Origin of the sequence: Methylocaldum sp. RMAD-M (assembly GCF_017832375.1) — a bacterium.
GTDB lineage: Bacteria > Pseudomonadota > Gammaproteobacteria > Methylococcales > Methylococcaceae > Methylocaldum.
In genome coordinates this window covers 201,309-217,336 of the sequence record NZ_JAFIBZ010000001.1, presented here as the reverse complement: position 1 = coordinate 217,336, position 16,028 = coordinate 201,309, and the positions used below count along the sequence as shown (strand labels likewise).

The 16,028-nt window shown below is 58.3% G+C and carries 13 protein-coding genes; 7 read left to right on the top strand and 6 right to left on the bottom strand.

From position 1 onward, the window contains the following. Nucleotides 1-11: 11 nt before the first annotated feature. From JOD69_RS00930 to gspD, 4 genes are all read left to right on the top strand, one after another. A complete protein-coding gene (locus JOD69_RS00930) occupies nt 12-1,118 on the top strand; it encodes a PilN domain-containing protein (RefSeq protein ID WP_086135122.1) in 1,107 nt (368 codons plus the stop codon). Then, complete coding sequence (gene gspM / locus JOD69_RS00925; RefSeq protein ID WP_077732532.1) at nt 1,042-1,674, top strand: type II secretion system protein GspM; 633 nt, start codon at nt 1,042-1,044, stop codon at nt 1,672-1,674. The genes JOD69_RS00930 and gspM overlap by 77 nt, the downstream gene beginning before the upstream one ends. A 3-nt stretch (nt 1,675-1,677) precedes the next feature. After that, complete coding sequence (locus tag JOD69_RS00920; protein ID WP_077732503.1) at nt 1,678-2,358, top strand: hypothetical protein; 681 nt, start codon at nt 1,678-1,680, stop codon at nt 2,356-2,358. Between the two features lie 425 nt (nt 2,359-2,783). Further along, nucleotides 2,784-5,105 (top strand): type II secretion system secretin GspD, encoded by a 2,322-nt coding sequence (gspD, locus tag JOD69_RS00915; RefSeq protein ID WP_077732504.1) that lies wholly within the window; start codon nt 2,784-2,786, stop codon nt 5,103-5,105. 46 nt (nt 5,106-5,151) lie between these two features. Here the strand turns inward: gspD and ftsY are convergent, their stop codons facing one another. The 3 genes from ftsY to JOD69_RS00900 form a co-directional block, all read right to left on the bottom strand. Further along, entirely contained in the window at nt 5,152-7,164 is a 2,013-nt protein-coding gene (gene ftsY / locus JOD69_RS00910) for a signal recognition particle-docking protein FtsY (RefSeq protein ID WP_086135121.1), read from the bottom strand. Between the two features lie 252 nt (nt 7,165-7,416). Then, nucleotides 7,417-8,019: a hypothetical protein gene (locus JOD69_RS00905; RefSeq protein ID WP_077732506.1), complete on the bottom strand. Its 603-nt coding sequence runs from the start codon at nt 8,017-8,019 to the stop codon at nt 7,417-7,419. A gap of 28 nt (nt 8,020-8,047) precedes the next feature. Continuing rightward, nucleotides 8,048-8,773, bottom strand: a complete 726-nt coding sequence (locus JOD69_RS00900) for an SURF1 family protein (protein WP_240507096.1) — start codon at nt 8,771-8,773, stop codon at nt 8,048-8,050. 63 nt (nt 8,774-8,836) lie between these two features. Between JOD69_RS00900 and JOD69_RS00895 the strand changes: the two genes are divergently transcribed. Further along, nucleotides 8,837-9,085: a twin transmembrane helix small protein gene (locus JOD69_RS00895; protein WP_077732507.1), complete on the top strand. Its 249-nt coding sequence runs from the start codon at nt 8,837-8,839 to the stop codon at nt 9,083-9,085. 277 nt (nt 9,086-9,362) lie between these two features. Here JOD69_RS00895 and JOD69_RS00890 read toward each other — a convergent pair whose 3' ends face one another. Genes JOD69_RS00890 through gap form a run of 3 tightly spaced genes read right to left on the bottom strand, consistent with a single transcriptional unit; the run spans nt 9,363 to nt 12,889 of the window. After that, nucleotides 9,363-10,361 carry a class 1 fructose-bisphosphatase gene (locus JOD69_RS00890; protein ID WP_156880828.1) on the bottom strand — a complete coding sequence of 333 codons (999 nt, stop codon included), beginning with the start codon at nt 10,359-10,361 and terminating at the stop codon, nt 9,363-9,365. A gap of 59 nt (nt 10,362-10,420) precedes the next feature. Continuing rightward, nucleotides 10,421-11,857: a pyruvate kinase gene (gene pyk / locus JOD69_RS00885; RefSeq protein WP_156880827.1), complete on the bottom strand. Its 1,437-nt coding sequence runs from the start codon at nt 11,855-11,857 to the stop codon at nt 10,421-10,423. Nucleotides 11,858-11,875: 18 nt separating this feature from the next. After that, nucleotides 11,876-12,889: a type I glyceraldehyde-3-phosphate dehydrogenase gene (gene gap, locus JOD69_RS00880; RefSeq protein ID WP_210023750.1), complete on the bottom strand. Its 1,014-nt coding sequence runs from the start codon at nt 12,887-12,889 to the stop codon at nt 11,876-11,878. Between the two features lie 305 nt (nt 12,890-13,194). Here gap and JOD69_RS00875 point away from each other — a divergent pair, with 305 nt between their 5' ends. Both JOD69_RS00875 and JOD69_RS00870 read left to right on the top strand, forming a co-directional pair. After that, nucleotides 13,195-13,605: a hypothetical protein gene (locus JOD69_RS00875; protein ID WP_077732511.1), complete on the top strand. Its 411-nt coding sequence runs from the start codon at nt 13,195-13,197 to the stop codon at nt 13,603-13,605. Between the two features lie 41 nt (nt 13,606-13,646). Continuing rightward, nucleotides 13,647-16,001, top strand: coding sequence for an ATP-binding protein (locus JOD69_RS00870; protein ID WP_240502652.1), 2,355 nt, complete (start codon nt 13,647-13,649; stop codon nt 15,999-16,001). Nucleotides 16,002-16,028 lie beyond the last annotated feature (27 nt).

The following is a 16,028-nucleotide window of genomic DNA, read 5'->3' as shown; positions in this document are numbered from 1 at the left end:
ATGCAGTACACATGCTGAAACTCGATACGCCGATCAATCTCGATGCCGCAAGATTCTTCCGCTGGTGGAGCGGCGAATTGTCCTTTCTCGTGCCGGCGAAATTGAGAAAACTTCTCGGTGCATCCAGTGAATATCTGATATTGACCAAGGATGACGATGGCGTGAATGCGGTCTACCACAACGATGAAGAGGACCGCCCGCTCGGCTATTTCAGCTTGGACGAGAGCGGCAGCCAAAAACGGGAACGCCTCATAGAAAGCATGCCGACGCTGGCCGAGGCAAAAACAATCCTGCGCTTGACGCCAGGCCAGTGCTTGCGGAAATCGTTAAAGCTTCCGTTGGCGGCCGAAGAAAACCTGAATCAGGTGGCGGCATTTGAAATGGATCGCCTGACGCCATTCAAGAGCGATCACGTTTATTACTCGGCGCGCCTGCTGGAGCGGTCGCCGACGAATCGGCAGATCAAGGCGGAACTGGTATTGGCGCCCCGCAACAAATTGGATGCCTTGCTGGAAGAATTGGCGGTTTGGGGATGGCGACCGGACGTCGTCGATGCGGCGGGCGACTCCCCGATCGGGGCGTACGATTTATTGCCCGAGCAGTACCGGCCGCCACGCAATCCTTGGCCATACAGAATCAATTTGGCACTTGCCGCTTTGATCGCATCGCTCTTGATCACGCTGGGAGTTCTGCCGATCTGGACCAATCGATCGATCGCACTGGACCTGGAACAGGAAGTGAAAAAGGCCAGCAAGACCGCCAAGGAAGTCGAATCCTTGCGCCAACAAGTAGAGGATTTGGTGCACCAGACGAGATTTCTTCAGCAGAAGAAGCGTACCGAGCCGGCCATGGTGGACATGCTCAAGGAGCTGACCGACGTCATGCCCGATCAAACCTGGCTCAACGGCTTGCAGTACCGGGATCACCGGCTGGTCGTACAAGGACAGTCACCATCCGCTTCGGCCTTGATCGGGCTGATAGAAGCATCGCCGTTCTTTCAAAATACCAGTTTTGTGTCGCCGGTGACAAAAGACATGGCCAGTGGATTGGAACGTTTTCAAATCGCCAGCGAAGTCGTCAACGGGAGGTTTTCTGAAAAACCGGCTGCAACTGAGTAAACCGCAGCTCCTGGCCCTAGGAATCCTAGTCGGTGCCATCGCCCTGCTTTATGTGGTGGCGATTGCCCCGCTGGTCGATCTTGCCCGGGAGTACGGCGAAACCGTCGACGATTTACGGTTTCGTCTGCAACGCTATCAAAAAGTCGCCGCAGAAAAGGACGAGCTGCTCGCCAAGCTGGAACAGATCAAAGCCGCGGGACAGCAGGACGAGCGCTTTATTGCGCGCGATACTGCGGCCTTGGCTTCCGCCGATTTGCAGTCGATGGTCAAAGAGATCGTAAGCCAAGCCGGCGGCGAGCTGACCAGCACCCAGGTGATCCCCGAGCGGAAGGAAGAAAATTTCACGCGAATCGCCGTCAAGATACGTGTCAACGGCAGCACTGACGTATTGCGGGATGTTCTGCACAGCATCGAGACCTCGAAGCCCATGCTGTTCGTGGAGAACATCAATATCCGGCCGATTCGGATGCCGCGCAATCCGGCGACCAAGCAGTCCCAGCCGGTCGATAAGCTGAGCGTGGACTTTGACGTTATCGGTTACATGCAGGGCAATTAAGCCATGACCAAGTGGGCCCGCGACAATTTACTCAGTTTGATTTTGGCCGGCATTGCAAGTGTGCTGCTCATCGGCGTCGCTGTCGAATCGGCGGTGTTGAAAAACAAGCGATCGATCGCGGCGACACCTTCGGAAAAAGCCGCGAGTCAGGAAGCAACCGAGCCGGTCGACGCCGAAGATTTCGAACTGCCCGACATTCAGGAATACGAAACGATCGTCGAGCGCCCGTTATTCATGGAAGGCCGCCGCCCCGGAGCGGAAGGAGGGGAAACAACGGCTACGGCGACACCGGATATGCCTCTGACCGTGAAGCTGATGGGGATCGCTTTCACTCCGACCGACAAGACTGCCCTCCTGGTAGACGCCAAAGGCAAGTACAAACGCTTGAAGAAAAACGGTTCGATCGAAGGTTGGACATTGGTCGAGTTCGCCCCGGATAAAGTAACGCTGCAACGTGACGACGAACAACGAGAGCTGATGCTGCTCAAACCCAAACCCAAGACTGCACCCGCTCAGGCGACACCAGGACAGCCTCAGCAAGTCCCGCAGCAGCCATCACCTCCGAGGCCGGCGACACGTCCGCCTGCGCCTCCGCCTCCTCCGGCGGTTGAAGAAACAGAGGAAGAACCCGAAGTCATCGAGGAAGAGGAAACGGCTGAGGAAGAAGCCGAAGGCGTAGAGTAGTAACAATATCTTCAGCGATTAGGAATACCGAGTCTCATGAGGGCGTGAAAAATCCACTCATGAGGCTTTTTTGATGCAAAGAGGAAAGCTTCCCGTTCCGGTGTCACCAATGGCTGTAGCCATGATCAGATGGCGGTTCTTTCCTGGAGCGCATCCGGTATGCTCTGCTTCAGCTGCCTTCATGGAGGGCGGAGTCGTTGCAAGTGGTCGACGTGCTGCGTCTTATCCGGGGAGAGAAAGAAACCTTTGCTTTCACTTTTCTGCTCGAAAGATGCCGGAATGGCGATTTTTCGAGATTTTACCGAGTAGTCATTCGTGTTGAATCATGGTGATAAATCGTAGAATGCGGTTCGGGTATTCACCGCATCCTGCAAAACAATGCTTTAGATAGACTGACGACCAGACATCAAAAACGAAAAGAGTCCATGCGCAAAACAACAAATCGATTCATAGTTGCACCGCTGGTGGTTGCCTTGGGGTTCTCCGGATGCGAATACATGGGACCTGCTGCGACAAAGCCTGAATTGCCGGCAAATCTCGCCATCGATACCGAAAAGACCGAAGCGGAGATTACGCCTATCCAAACCGAACCCCTGGAGGCGCAGCCCGTCAGGCCTCCCGAGTACTACCCTGCCACCGGCGGTTTGATCGGCCCCGGAGCGCCTGCCGAAAGGCGGCCCGCTAAAGAGGGAAAATACACGCTTAATTTCGACGATGCCGACTTGGGCGAGGTGGCCAAGGTCATACTGGGCGATATGCTGAGAGTCAATTACGTGCTTAGCCCCAAGGTAGCAGGCAAAGTAAGCCTCCAGACAGCGCGTCCCCTTACCGATGCGGAGCTGATCCCCACGCTGGAAATGCTGCTCAAAATGAACGGCGCAGTACTGATTCGCGACCAAAACCTGTACCGCATCGAACCGGACGCCACGGCGACGATCAACGCTCCCGGTGCCCGGCTCGGCGTACCCAGCCAGGCGCTCCCCTCCGGCTATCAGTTGCGGGTCGTACCATTGCGCTACGTGGGCGTGCAGGAAATGCAAAAGGTCATCGAACCGATGATGCCGCCCAAGTCCATCATCCGCGCCGATGAGACCCGAAATATCCTGGTACTCGCCGGCACCGGAGAGGAATTGGAAGGCGTGCTCGATACGATCCGCCTCTTCGACGTGGATTTCATGCGCGGCATGTCGGTCGGCTTTTATCCGCTTCGAAACGTCGAACCTTCGACGATAGCGCAAGAGCTGGACAAAGTGTTGGGCGACACGGCCAAAGGACCTCTGGCCGGTGTAGTCCGCTTATTGCCCATCGAACGGCTCAACGCCATCTTGGCGGTGACTCCCCAACCGCATTATTTGGACGAAGTGGAAACCTGGGTGGAAAGACTCGACCGCTATAGCACCACGCGAGTGGGTGGAATTCACGTTTATCGGGTGCAGAACGTGGATGCCGTGGAATTGGCCGAAACCCTCAGCGGTATTTTCGGCGAGGGAGTTGCGCAGCGGAGAGCGCCCAGACCTTCTATAAGCCCGGGAATGACAGGTACGGAAATCGGTGCGTTCGGCGCCGGTGCGGCGGGCGGCATTGGCGATCAGGACGGATCTTCGTTCGGTACTACCGGGACATCGCAACCTACCCGTGGCTTCGGCTCCACGACCGGAAGCGATACGATCGGCGGCACAACGACGGGCGGTACTCGCCGAACCGGCGGATTGGGAACAGGCACCGGTATCGGCACGGGCACGGGAATAAGCGGGGTCACCGGCAGGCGAGGCGCCAACGGCACCCGACAAGCACGCCGCTCCGCCGTCGCCGAGTTCGGCGAAATGCGCATCGTTGCCGATCCCTCGAACAATGCCCTGATCATCATCGCCAAAGCCCAGGAATACCAGGAGATCGAGGCAGTCATCAAAGCTTTGGACGTGACTCCTTTGCAGGTTCTGATCGATGCGTCTATCGTCGAGGTGACTCTGGATGACGAGTTACGGTACGGACTCAGATGGTTCATCCAGCACGGCTCGGGAGCGGCCGTACTCCGCAATCCACTCGCCGAAGTGCTGCAGGAGGCGGCATTGGCAGGGGGATTTACTTATTCCTTGGTAGCCGCCTCCAGAGATATCCGGGTCATGCTCGATCTCTTGGCGAGAGATCGCAAACTGAACGTCCTGTCCTCGCCTTCGTTGATGGTTCTCAACAATCAAGAAGCAACCATCAAGGTGGGCACCCAGGTACCGATCCTGACCGCCTCATCCGTCCCGACTACTGCCGGCGCCGCGACCAACCCCATCGTCACGAGCCAAATTCAGTATCGCGACACGGGCGTCAACTTGAACATCAGGCCTCGGGTCAACGCGGGCGGACTGGTCACTCTGGACGTCGAGCAGAGTGTGGATGACGTAGGTGAAGCCTCATTCGGAGACACCCGATCGCCCTCGTTCTTCCAAAGGCAGATCAAGAGCAGCATCGCAGTCAGGAGCGAAGACACCATCGCGTTGGGAGGATTGATCAGCGAAAATGCGGAGCAGAATAGAACCGGCATCCCGATACTGTACAAGCTTCCCTGGATTGGCCCCTTATTCGGGTCGACCAGCAAAACGAAGCGGCGCACCGAACTCGTGATACTGCTCACCCCGCGCGTCGTCGAAAACCGGGACAAGATCAGGAACATCACCAACGAGTTTCGCCGCAAACTGACCGGCTTGTACGAGGCCAAGCCTGCACCGGCAGAACCTCCTCGTCCCGCGCGCTGATCGGAGTAATCGGCGGCGGTAAACGCTCCGGCGCGGTTACGCCGCCTTACTCTGCAAAAAGAGCATCCACAAATTTCCGCGCATCGAAATCCTGCAAATCATCGATGCCTTCGCCGATCCCGATGAACCGGATGGGCAGCCCGAACTGCTTGGCCAAGGCGAAAATGACGCCGCCTTTGGCGGTACCGTCGAGCTTGGTGAGCGCGATGCCCGTCAGCCCGACCGCTTCGTTGAACAGCTTGGCTTGGGAAATCGCATTCTGGCCGGTGCTCGCATCGAGCACCAAGAGCACCTCATGCGGCGCGGTCTCGTCCAGCCTGCCCATGATGCGCTTGATCTTGCTGAGTTCCTCCATGAGATTCGATTTCGTGTGGAGACGTCCCGCGGTATCGGCGATGAGCACGTCGACGCCCCGCGCCTGGGCCGCCTGCACCGCGTCGTAGATGACCGAAGCCGAATCGGCCCCGGTATGTTGGGCGATCACCTGGACGTTGTTCCGCTCGCCCCAGGTCTGCAACTGCTCTACCGCCGCAGCACGGAAAGTATCGCCGGCCGCCAGCATGACGCTGTGGCCTTGGTTTTGAAGACGTTTGGCGAGTTTGCCGATGGTCGTGGTCTTGCCCACGCCGTTCACGCCCACGACCAGGATCACGAACGGCCGCGTCTCGGCCGGAATGTCGAGCGGAACGCTGACGGGCCGCAGGACATCGTATAAATACTCGCGGAGGCTGGCCGCCAAGGTGCCGACATCGGCTAGCTGATCCCGCTCCAGACTTTCCGTCAGATGGCGAATAATGTCCTGAGTCGCCGTCACGCCGACGTCGGCCATAAGCAACTGGGACTCGATGTCTTCCAAGACGTCGCGATCGATGGCCTTCTTGCCGAGCGCCAGCGTACCCAGAAATCCGGTCAGACCGCTGCGGGTTTTCCCGAGCTGGCTTTTGAGCCGAACGAACATGCCCTCCGGCGTGGGCCGCGCAGGCACCTTTTCGACGGGAACCGGCGGGACGACCGGCGGCAAGACCTCGGCAGGCGGCGCGACACCGATGCGCTCGACGGCTTCCTCGCGCGCGGGCTCTTCGGCTTCGACTCGGCGCGGCAGGCGGAGATAAAGATAGGCATGGAGCACATTCAGCCAAAGCAGCGCGGCCACGGCATGGTGCGCGACCGCCACGGCGACCGGCAGGCGCAGCAGCACCGCTGCGATCCCCAAGCTGATCTCCGCCAGCAGCAAAAAGCTGAGGAGCACACCGGCCTTGCTCAGGTGGGGCACCTTACGATTCGAGGTAATGCCCATGGCCAACAGGCTGAGGACCAGAAATACTGCGACGGCTCCGATACGGTGCGCCCAATGGATGGCGATGCGGGCGTCCAGCGGCAATCCGCCTCTCTGATAGTCGGGACCGGTACCCCGCCAAAGCGTAAAGCCGTCGACGTAATCGGCATCCGGCCACAGCGAACCCATGCACGTGGGGAAATCGGGGCAGGACAGCGCAGCGTAATTGGACGATGTCCATCCGCCCAGAAAAATCTGTGCGAACAACAACAGCAAAGAAAAACCGCTCAAGCGGCGCAGCCAACGGGTGTCCCCGACCGGCGGAATCTGCGGACTCACCGTGCGGTATAACCAATACAACAGGGCAAGCGTCACGAACCCCGCCATCAGATGGGCCGTGACGATCGCTGGCATGACCAGGAATTTCACCGTCCACATGCCGAGTAGCGCTTGTCCGACCACCAGGGCAAGGCTTGCGTAAGTCAATGCGATCGCCTTGCCCCGGTTTTCCCGCACCCGGAATACGAGTCCCGCCAGTATCAAAACCGAAACGCCCAAGGCTCCGGCAAGATAGCGATGAATCATTTCTTTCCAGGCTTTGGCCGCGTCGAACGGCGTCTGCCGCAACGCCTCGGCGATTTGCGGCTCTTCGACGATCATCTTTCCGTAGCAGCCGGGCCAATCCGGACACCCTAGCCCGGCATCCGAAATGCGGACATAGGCTCCCATCGCCATGACAAAGAAGGCGAGAACCAGGGAAAAAAGCGTTAGATTTCTGAACATAGTCCCACTTTGTTATTGTCGTTTCGAGGTTCCAGCACGACGATCCGGAACGATTAAAGGTTCTGCTTTAGAGCATTTCTCACCACCGTAGGTCGGCAATCCCTTGCCGACGAAAACGGTTTGTCAACCCGCGGCGTCGGGAAGGGGCTGGCCGGCGCTCCCGGCCAGGCCGTTTGCGATTGGGAAGGGATTCCCGACCTACCAGGGCGCTAAACCGCATCGGAGAATGTTTCGAAGGCTTGGGCATCCGATTCAGCCGATCTGGGATGCGCGAAGCAAATGCTTTAAATCCTTGAGCATGCCGTAAGGATCGAACCCGGAGTCGTACCATAGCGCGGCATTCCCGAACGGATCGATCAGAATCACCATGTCCTCGGTCAAAGGCTTTCCGACGACGGCGGCCAATTTCTGCGATAACGCCCCGCTCGTCACCGCCACCAGCAAGGTTTCATCGTCATTGAGCACGGGAGCGAGATCGGCGGCGGCGGAATCGTTTCCGAGCAGCAGCAAACGGCGCACCCTCGGAATTTCCTTGTTCAGCATGAGCCGGATCTGCTTGGTCTTATGAATCGTTTCCGCGCAAGGGTCGCCGCACCTATCCGGAATCACGTGGAGCATCACCCAGCGACCTTTGATCTCCGACAATAGCTCGCTTCCACGGACGGGGTGCGCGAGCAATTCGCCGTAATCGATAGGGCTCGGCGGCTGGATCAGGCTGCCGTAGTTGCTGCGCTTGGTGATCAGCTGCGGATTCTTGGCGTAGTACCAAGCCAGCCCGAAAGGAATAATGGATATTAGGGCGATAAAAATGATCAGGGCGCGATTTCGCCACAGAGAGTTCTTTGCGGTAGACATGGGAAGAATAGGTGAAAAATTAGGGAAATTATTGCCTTCGAGGCTGTAATTTGACGCCGTGGCGAACATATAACACCAGGCCGATTAACGCGAACAGAAACCATTGAAGCGCGTATCCCAGGTTCTTTCCGGGATCGAGGTGGGTTTCCTTCCGAGCCCGGATGTAAGCTTCGTCCACCGTTTCATCCGCCAGAACCTGATAGGGAAGGACCGTGTAGCCCAACCGCTCGCCGATGCGTTCAGGATCGACGACCTGGACCACGGCCGGCCAGCCAGCCGCGGGTATTTCAGCGCCTTCGAGCCTTAAACCAACGCCCGGAAAGCGGTCCACCGAGCCGGCGATTTGTACGCTAGCCTGACGAATATCCACATCGGGCAGTTCGGCTCGGCTTGCACCCATGGGTATCCAGCCGCGGTTCACCAAGACCGCCGAGTCCGTTCCGGCAATGCGCAGAGGAGTCAATACGTGATATCCGGGGCTCTGCTGGTGGACCTGGTTATCCAATAGGAATTGATGTTCCACGTCGTACTCCCCGGAAACGATGACTCGCCGGTATCGAACATCCTCCAAGTTCGGTTCTTCGGCACCCAAGGTCAGCGGTTCATCTTGCATCCGCTGCTGATGCAATGCGATCAAGCTTTTTTTTTCGTCGGCTCGATGCAACTGCCAAACGCCTAAGGAAATGAACAGGGGAAGGACCATGATCGCTATCAGCGAAGCAGTCAGCCCCGGTTTGAAGCTATAATCGCGCAATCGCCACCTCCGGGTGAAAACATCCGGTGCCCGCACCACCTCAAACTAAAAGACAATCTAGTTGTGAAAGTTCTCATCATTCTGCTCCTCCTGGTCATCGTCGGAAGCCTAGGCACGGCCCTGGTTTATCTCGTCAAGGACCGCACCCGTTCTCCCCGAACGGTCAAAGCCTTGACGGTGCGCATCGGCTTATCCATCGGCCTGTTCATCTTATTGCTATTGGCTTACCGCTTCGGCCTTCTGCATCCCCACGGCCTTCCTAAAGTCCAGCAGGGAAACCAAGGGCAAACCGAAGGTTTGCGGCAGCCTTAATCGCCGGAGCGGATGCGCAACGCGTGTTCGCCGCGCGCATTCTCGCATCGTCTCAACAACACTATGATACCCGGCGCAGGCATGAATTAGGGATTTCGCAGTCTATGGATTTTGGCTGGCCGTAGACTGTAGGGTGGATTAGCGGAGCGTAACCCACCGATTCGAGGTCGCTCGGTGGGTTACGGCCTCACGGCCTAACCCACCCTACGCCAGAAACATGAATCGGAACCTTGTTTCTGCCACGTCCCAGAGGGAGAGATGAATGCCTACCGATAGATTACAGGTGATAAGACACCACCCGCTCGACTTCCGCTTTTGATCCCAAAATCACGGGGACGCGCTGATGGATGCCGGCAGGCTCGATGTCCATGATCCGCTGGCGCCCGGTCGAACTGGCCCCTCCCGCCTGCTCGACGATGAAGCTCATCGGATTGGCCTCGTACATCAAGCGCAGCCTGCCTGGCTTGCTGGCGTCGCGGGTGTCGTAGGGATACATGAAGATGCCGCCCCGGGTCAAAATGCGGTAAACCTCCGCGACCATAGACGCCACCCAGCGCATGTTGAAATTCTTCTCCCGGCCGCCGTCCTTGCCTTTGAGACATTCCTCGATATAACGCCTGACCGGTTCTTCCCAATAGCGCTGATTGGACATGTTGATGGCAAACTCGGAGGTTTCCTCGGGAATCCGCATCTTGGGATGCGTCAAAACGAATTCCCCCACATCCCGGTCCAAGGTAAAGCCGTTCACGCCATTGCCGGTCGTCAGCACCATCAGGGTGGTCGGACCGTAGGTACAGAAACCTGCGGCGACCTGCTTGGTCCCCGGCTGGAGGAAATCCGCCTCGGTGGGGTTGTCCCGGCCTTCGGGCGCCCGAAGGATGGAAAAGATCGTACCGACCGTCAGGTTGATATCGATATTGGACGACCCGTCCAGAGGATCGAAGCAAATCAGATATTTGCCCCTCGAATAACTCGGCGGAATCTGGATGATTTCGTCGTTTTCCTCCGACGCCATCGCCGCAAGATGGCCGGTCCACTCCAGCGATCGGATGAAAATCTCATTGGAGATCACGTCCAGTTTCTTCTGCGCTTCGCCCTGGATGTTTTCCGAACCCGCGATACCGAGATTGCCGGCCAGACCGCCGCGATTCACCTCGTGCGCAATCGCTTTGCAGGCGGTCGCGATATCGCTGAGCAGCATGGTGAACTCGCCCGTGGCGTTCGGATTCTTGCGCTGCTCGTGGATGAGAAATCGCGTCAGATAGTCGCCGTTCATGTTTTCTCCCTCATGACGAAAAAAGCAGGAATCGACAGCCCCGAACGGCGGCCCGCACGTTATACGGTTCCGACTCGGGCAATCTTCAAGGCGTTGGTACCGCCGCGCACGCCGGTAAGATCACCTTTGGTCAGGATGACCAGGTCGCCCGGCTTGACCAGATCGCGGCTCAGGAATTCGTTGATGATCTCCCGGTTCAGCACCGCGTGGTCGGATGTCGTGCTGTAAAAGCTGATGGGATAAACGCCGCGATAGAGAGTCACTTTGCGGCAGGTCTTTTCGTGCTGGGTCAATGCGTAAATCGGGATGCCGGAACTGATGCGCGACATCCACAGCGGCGTCGATCCCGATTCCGTCTGCGCGCCGATCGCCTTAACCGGCAAGTGATTGGCGATATACATGGACGCCATCGCGATGGCTTCGTCGATGTAGTCGAACGTCTCGTCGATACGATGGGTGGACTGCCGAACCCGCGGGTGCAGTTCGGCCTCCTTGCATATCCGGACCATCGCCGCGATCGCCTTGTCCGGATATTTGCCGCTGGCCGTTTCGGCGGAAAGCATGACCGCATCGGTGCCATCGATCACCGCATTGGCCACATCGAACACCTCCGCACGAGTCGGCATCGGGCTGTGGATCATGGATTCCATCATTTGCGTGGCCGTTATGACCGCACGGTCCCGGCTTCGCGCCAGCTTGATCAGATCTTTCTGGACCCACGGCAACTGGGCATCGCCGATTTCCACCCCGAGATCGCCGCGCGCCACCATGATGGCGTCGGATGCATCGACGATGGACTCGATCACGCCCGGCTCCAGGGCCTCGGCGCGCTCGATCTTGGCCACGATCCCCGCCTCTCCCCCGGCGGCGCGCAGCAAGTCCCGCGCTTCACGGATATCCGAGGCGGATCGCGGAAAGGATACGGCGAGGTAATCGGCATCGATTTCGGCGGCCGTCCTGATATCCTCCCTATCCTTGTCGGTCAACGCGGCGGCGGATAAACCGCCGCCCTGCTTGTTGATGCCCTTGTGGTTGGACAACTCGCCCCCGAGGACCACCCGGCAGACGATCCGCGAACCTTCTATCCTGTCGACGCCCAATTCGATGCGACCGTCGTCCAGCAACAGAACGTCGCCAGGCTTCACGTCCCTGGGAAGATCGGAATACAGGCACCCGACCTGACGTTCGTCGCCTTGGTCCGGGGGGAGAGCCGTGTCGAGATCGAAGCGCGCGCCTTCCCGAAGATGAACCTTGCCGTCCCCTTGGAAACGCGCGATCCGGATTTTGGGTCCCTGCAAATCGACCAAAATGCCGACATGCCGATTCAGCTTGCGGCTGATCGCCTTCACCGCTTCGGCGCGCTTCTTGTGGGTTTCGGCGTCGCCATGGGAAAAATTGAGCCGGACGACATCGATGCCCGCTCTTATGGCCCGCTCCAAAATGGCCGGATCGTCGGTCGCCGGTCCCAAAGTCGCTACGATCTTGGTTCGTCTCATTTAATTAATCGTTCGTGTCTAGCTAGCTTCCATCAAAGCCACCGTGGCATCCAACATACGGTTGGAGAAGCCCCACTCGTTGTCGTACCAGGCCAGTACTTTGACCATGTTGCCCTGCATGACCTTGGTGAGGGTCGCCTCGTAAATCGAGGAGCGGGCATCGTGATTGAAATCCATGGATACCAAGGGCAGGTCGTTGTAACCGAGAATCCCCTTCAACGAGCCTTCCGAGGCCTTGCGCATGATCTCGTGGACCTCGTCCTTGCTGGTCTTGCGCGACGCGACGAAAGTGAGATCGACCAGCGAAACGTTGATGGTCGGGACTCGAATCGCGAAACCGTCCAGCCGGCCGGCCAATTCGGGCAGTACCAATCCGACCGCCGCCGCGGCGCCGGTCTTGGTGGGAATCATCGATTGCGTGGCGGCCCGGGCGCGACGCAGATCCTTGTGGTAAACGTCAGTCAGCACCTGATCGTTGGTGTAGGAATGGATCGTAGTCATTAGACCGTGCTGAACACCGATCGCCTCGTGCAAAGGCTTGACCAGCGGCGCCAGGCAGTTGGTCGTGCAGGAGGCGTTGGAAATCACCGTGTCGGTTGCCTTCAGAGTCTGGTGATTGACGCCGTAAACGACGGTGGCGTCCACGTCTTCTCCCCCCGGTGCCGAGATGATCACTTTCTTCGCCCCCGCCTCGAGATGGACCGATGCCTTGGCCTTGGAGGTGAAGATACCGGTGCACTCGTGGACGACATCTATGCCCAGATCGCGCCAGGGCAACTTGGCCGGATCCCGCTCGGCAAACACGCGTATCCGGTCGCCGTTGACGATCATGTAGTCGCCATCCACCGAAATTTCTCCCGGAAAGCGTCCGTGTACCGTATCGTATTTGGTCAAGTGCGCGTTGGTATTGGCGTCGCCCAGATCGTTAATCGCTACGATTTGAATTTCCCCGGTCCGTCGCGACTCGTACAACGCCCGCAGGATATTTCGCCCAATACGGCCATATCCGTTGATAGCAACTTTTATCGTCATAGTTTTTCTCCAAACTCAAAGGGTAACGGTGCTGATGAGATGGTCTTTTATGATTCTTGAATTGGACTGACCTCGTCCGGACGCGTTCACGCTGGCACTTGGAACGGAGAGTGAGAACTGACTCGACATGCCGGGGCTTTCCACTAAATTCATACCAGAAGTGGGACGCCAGCAGTGCTTACATCCCGGCTTTCTTGACAAGTCTGCCTTTCGAATATAGCAAACTCACACTTTGTATTCCAGATGATTGAAACTGGCCGGGCTAAGCGTTAGCGTAAGCTGGAACCTATTGCGAGGGCGGCGAGATGTACACGAAAGAAATCTTTTATCGTACCCGAGAGCTCAAGCGGGAAAGGCGCAATCTGGCCGCCGTCGTTTACAACCGGTCGAGAACCCTGCTTTATCGAAGCGGCGAAAAGGCTTTGTTCGTCCCTATCCGCAGCATGCAGTATCTGGCCGTGATCGATCCGGAGGAAACCGTCTTTCTGGATGGCGCCGTTTCCCGCAGCAATATCGTGCTCGCCTGGCAGAATTTTCGATCTTCGGAGCGCAGCGCCCTGGACCAGCCGGTCCCTTACGACGCGGTTTATTACACCGAAGACTCACTGAAGATCATGCCACGCATCCAAAGCGAATTTCCGCGCGCACTACAGCAGATGGACCGGAAAATGCGGAGTGCTTCCACATCGGAAGCCAAGATCGTTCCGTTGAAATAGCTTTCCGACCGCCAAAAAATACCGCTGCCAGCATATCCCCGATGACGAACTCTTACGGAATGTCCGGGCTTCCTCCCGCAGCTCTCAAAGCTCGCATTCGACCGGAGGAACTGCCCTTCGCCACAACCGAGGACCTGGAATCCTTTCGCGGCATGCTGGGACAGAGCCGGGCGCAGACCGCCATCGCCTTCGGCGTCGCCATGCAAAGACCGGGCTACGACATCTACGTGATGGGCGAAGCCGGAACCGGGCGGCTTTCGCTGGTGACCCATTACCTCAAAGCGCGAGCCAAGGAGCGGCCGTCTTCGAGCGACTGGGCCTATATCAACAATTTCGACGACCCGCGCAAGCCTTTCGCCCTGCAACTTCCGCCGGGCCAGGGAAAATCCTTGCTCGCCGATATCGAAATGCTGGTCGACAATCTGCTCGCAACCTTTCCGGCTGCCTTCGAGAATCCGGCTTATCAAAGGCGCAAAACGGCCATAGATCGGGAGGTCAAGCAACGTTACAACCAAGCGGTCGACAAAGTCGAACGGCGCGCGAAAGACCTTAAGATCGCCCTTTTCCGCGACGGCGACACCGTAGTGTTCAGTCCCTTGGTTAACGGCAAGCCCGCCGACGAAGACGACTTCGCCGCCTTGCCGGATACCGAAAAGTCCAGCTTTCACAGCCACGTCCGGGATTTGGAGGACTATCTCAACGAACTCCTCTCGGAAATGCCGCAATGGAAGCGCGAAAGCATCAACCGGCAGCGACAGCTCGATGCCTCCACCATCGACGAAGCCATAGAGCCCCTATTGGCCGGCCTGCATCAAAAGTATGCCGACCTGCCGGCGATACTCCAGTATCTGGCCGACATACGCCGCAACCTGCCTCGCGTGGTCGCGGAACACTTGGCCGAAGACCGAGGCCATGAGGCGCATGAAGAATCAACACGACGAGCCGTTCTGATCACCCAATACGCCCCGCGGCTGCTGGTCAGCCACGGCCCCGATATCGGGGCGCCCGTGATCTACGAGGCAAATCCCAATCACCCCAACCTGTTCGGACGCCTCGAATACATCAGCGAGCAAGGCACCCTGACCACGCATTACCGCCTGATTTATCCGGGCGCGATGCACCAGGCCAACGGAGGCTATTTGATCATCGAGGCCGAAAAGTTGCTCGCCGAGCCCCACGTCTGGCCGACCTTGAAGCGAACGCTCAAGACCCGGCAAATCAAGATCGAGCTTCCCGCCGAAGAGCAACCCTCCGTCGCTCCGACACTCGATCCGGACGTGATCCCGCTGTCCGTCAAGCTCGTTCTGGTCGGCTCTCGCGAACTTTACTACCTGCTCCAGTCCATGGACCCGGAGTTCAACGAACTGTTCCGGGTTCTCGCGGAGTTCGACGACGATATCCCGCTGACGTCCGCATCGGTGCTGGATTTTGCGCGGCTCATCAAAACCCATGCCGAAGCCGACGGGTTCAAGCCCATAACGGCCGATGCCGTCGCCCGGCTGATCGAGTTCAGCGCACGGGAGGCGGAACACCAGGAGCGCTTTTCCGCGCGCGTGCACGATGTGTTCGAACTGGTCGCCGAGGCGGAGCAATTCCGTGGGCAGGAAGGCGCGGAGACAATCGCCGAACGGCATATCCAAAAAGCCTTGGCCGCCAAGGAAGAACGGCTCGGACGCATCAGCCGGATTCTGCTGGAAGACATGATGAACGACACCATTCTGATCAACACCGACGGCGACTCGGTCGGCAGGATCAACGGCCTGACCATACTGGAAATCGGGGACGTGCGGTTCGGCATGCCGGCGCGCATCACCGCCACCATTTATCCCGGCAGCCGCGGCGTAGTGGACATCGAACGCGAGGCCGAACTGGGGCAGGCCATACATTCCAAAGGCATCATGATTCTTTCCGGGTATCTGGGCCACAAATATGCCACGGAATTCCCCTTGGCCATCTCCGCCAACATCGCCCTGGAACAATCCTATGGCTATGTCGACGGCGACAGCGCGGCCCTCGCCGAAGTTTGCGCCTTGATTTCCGCTCTCACCGGGATACCGCTCGCACAGGCCTTCGCCGTCACCGGCTCCATCAACCAATACGGCGAGGTACAAACGGTGGGCGGCATCAACGAAAAAATCGAGGGCTTCTTTCGCCTGTGTGAAGCGCGGGGGCTTACCGGCAGACAAGGCGTCGTCATCCCGAAAGTCAACATCCGCAACTTGATGCTGAAGGATGACGTCGTCGACGCCGTCCGCCGCCGCGAGTTCGCCGTTCATGCGGTGAACTCGGTGGATCAGGCCCTGGAACTGCTGACCGGGCAAAAGGCCGAGGACATCAATCGACTCGCCGTGGCCAAGCTGCGGCAGATGGCCAGGCACGCGGAGCGGAAATTCTAAAGAGTTTCAAGTCGAGAGCCGGCGAGG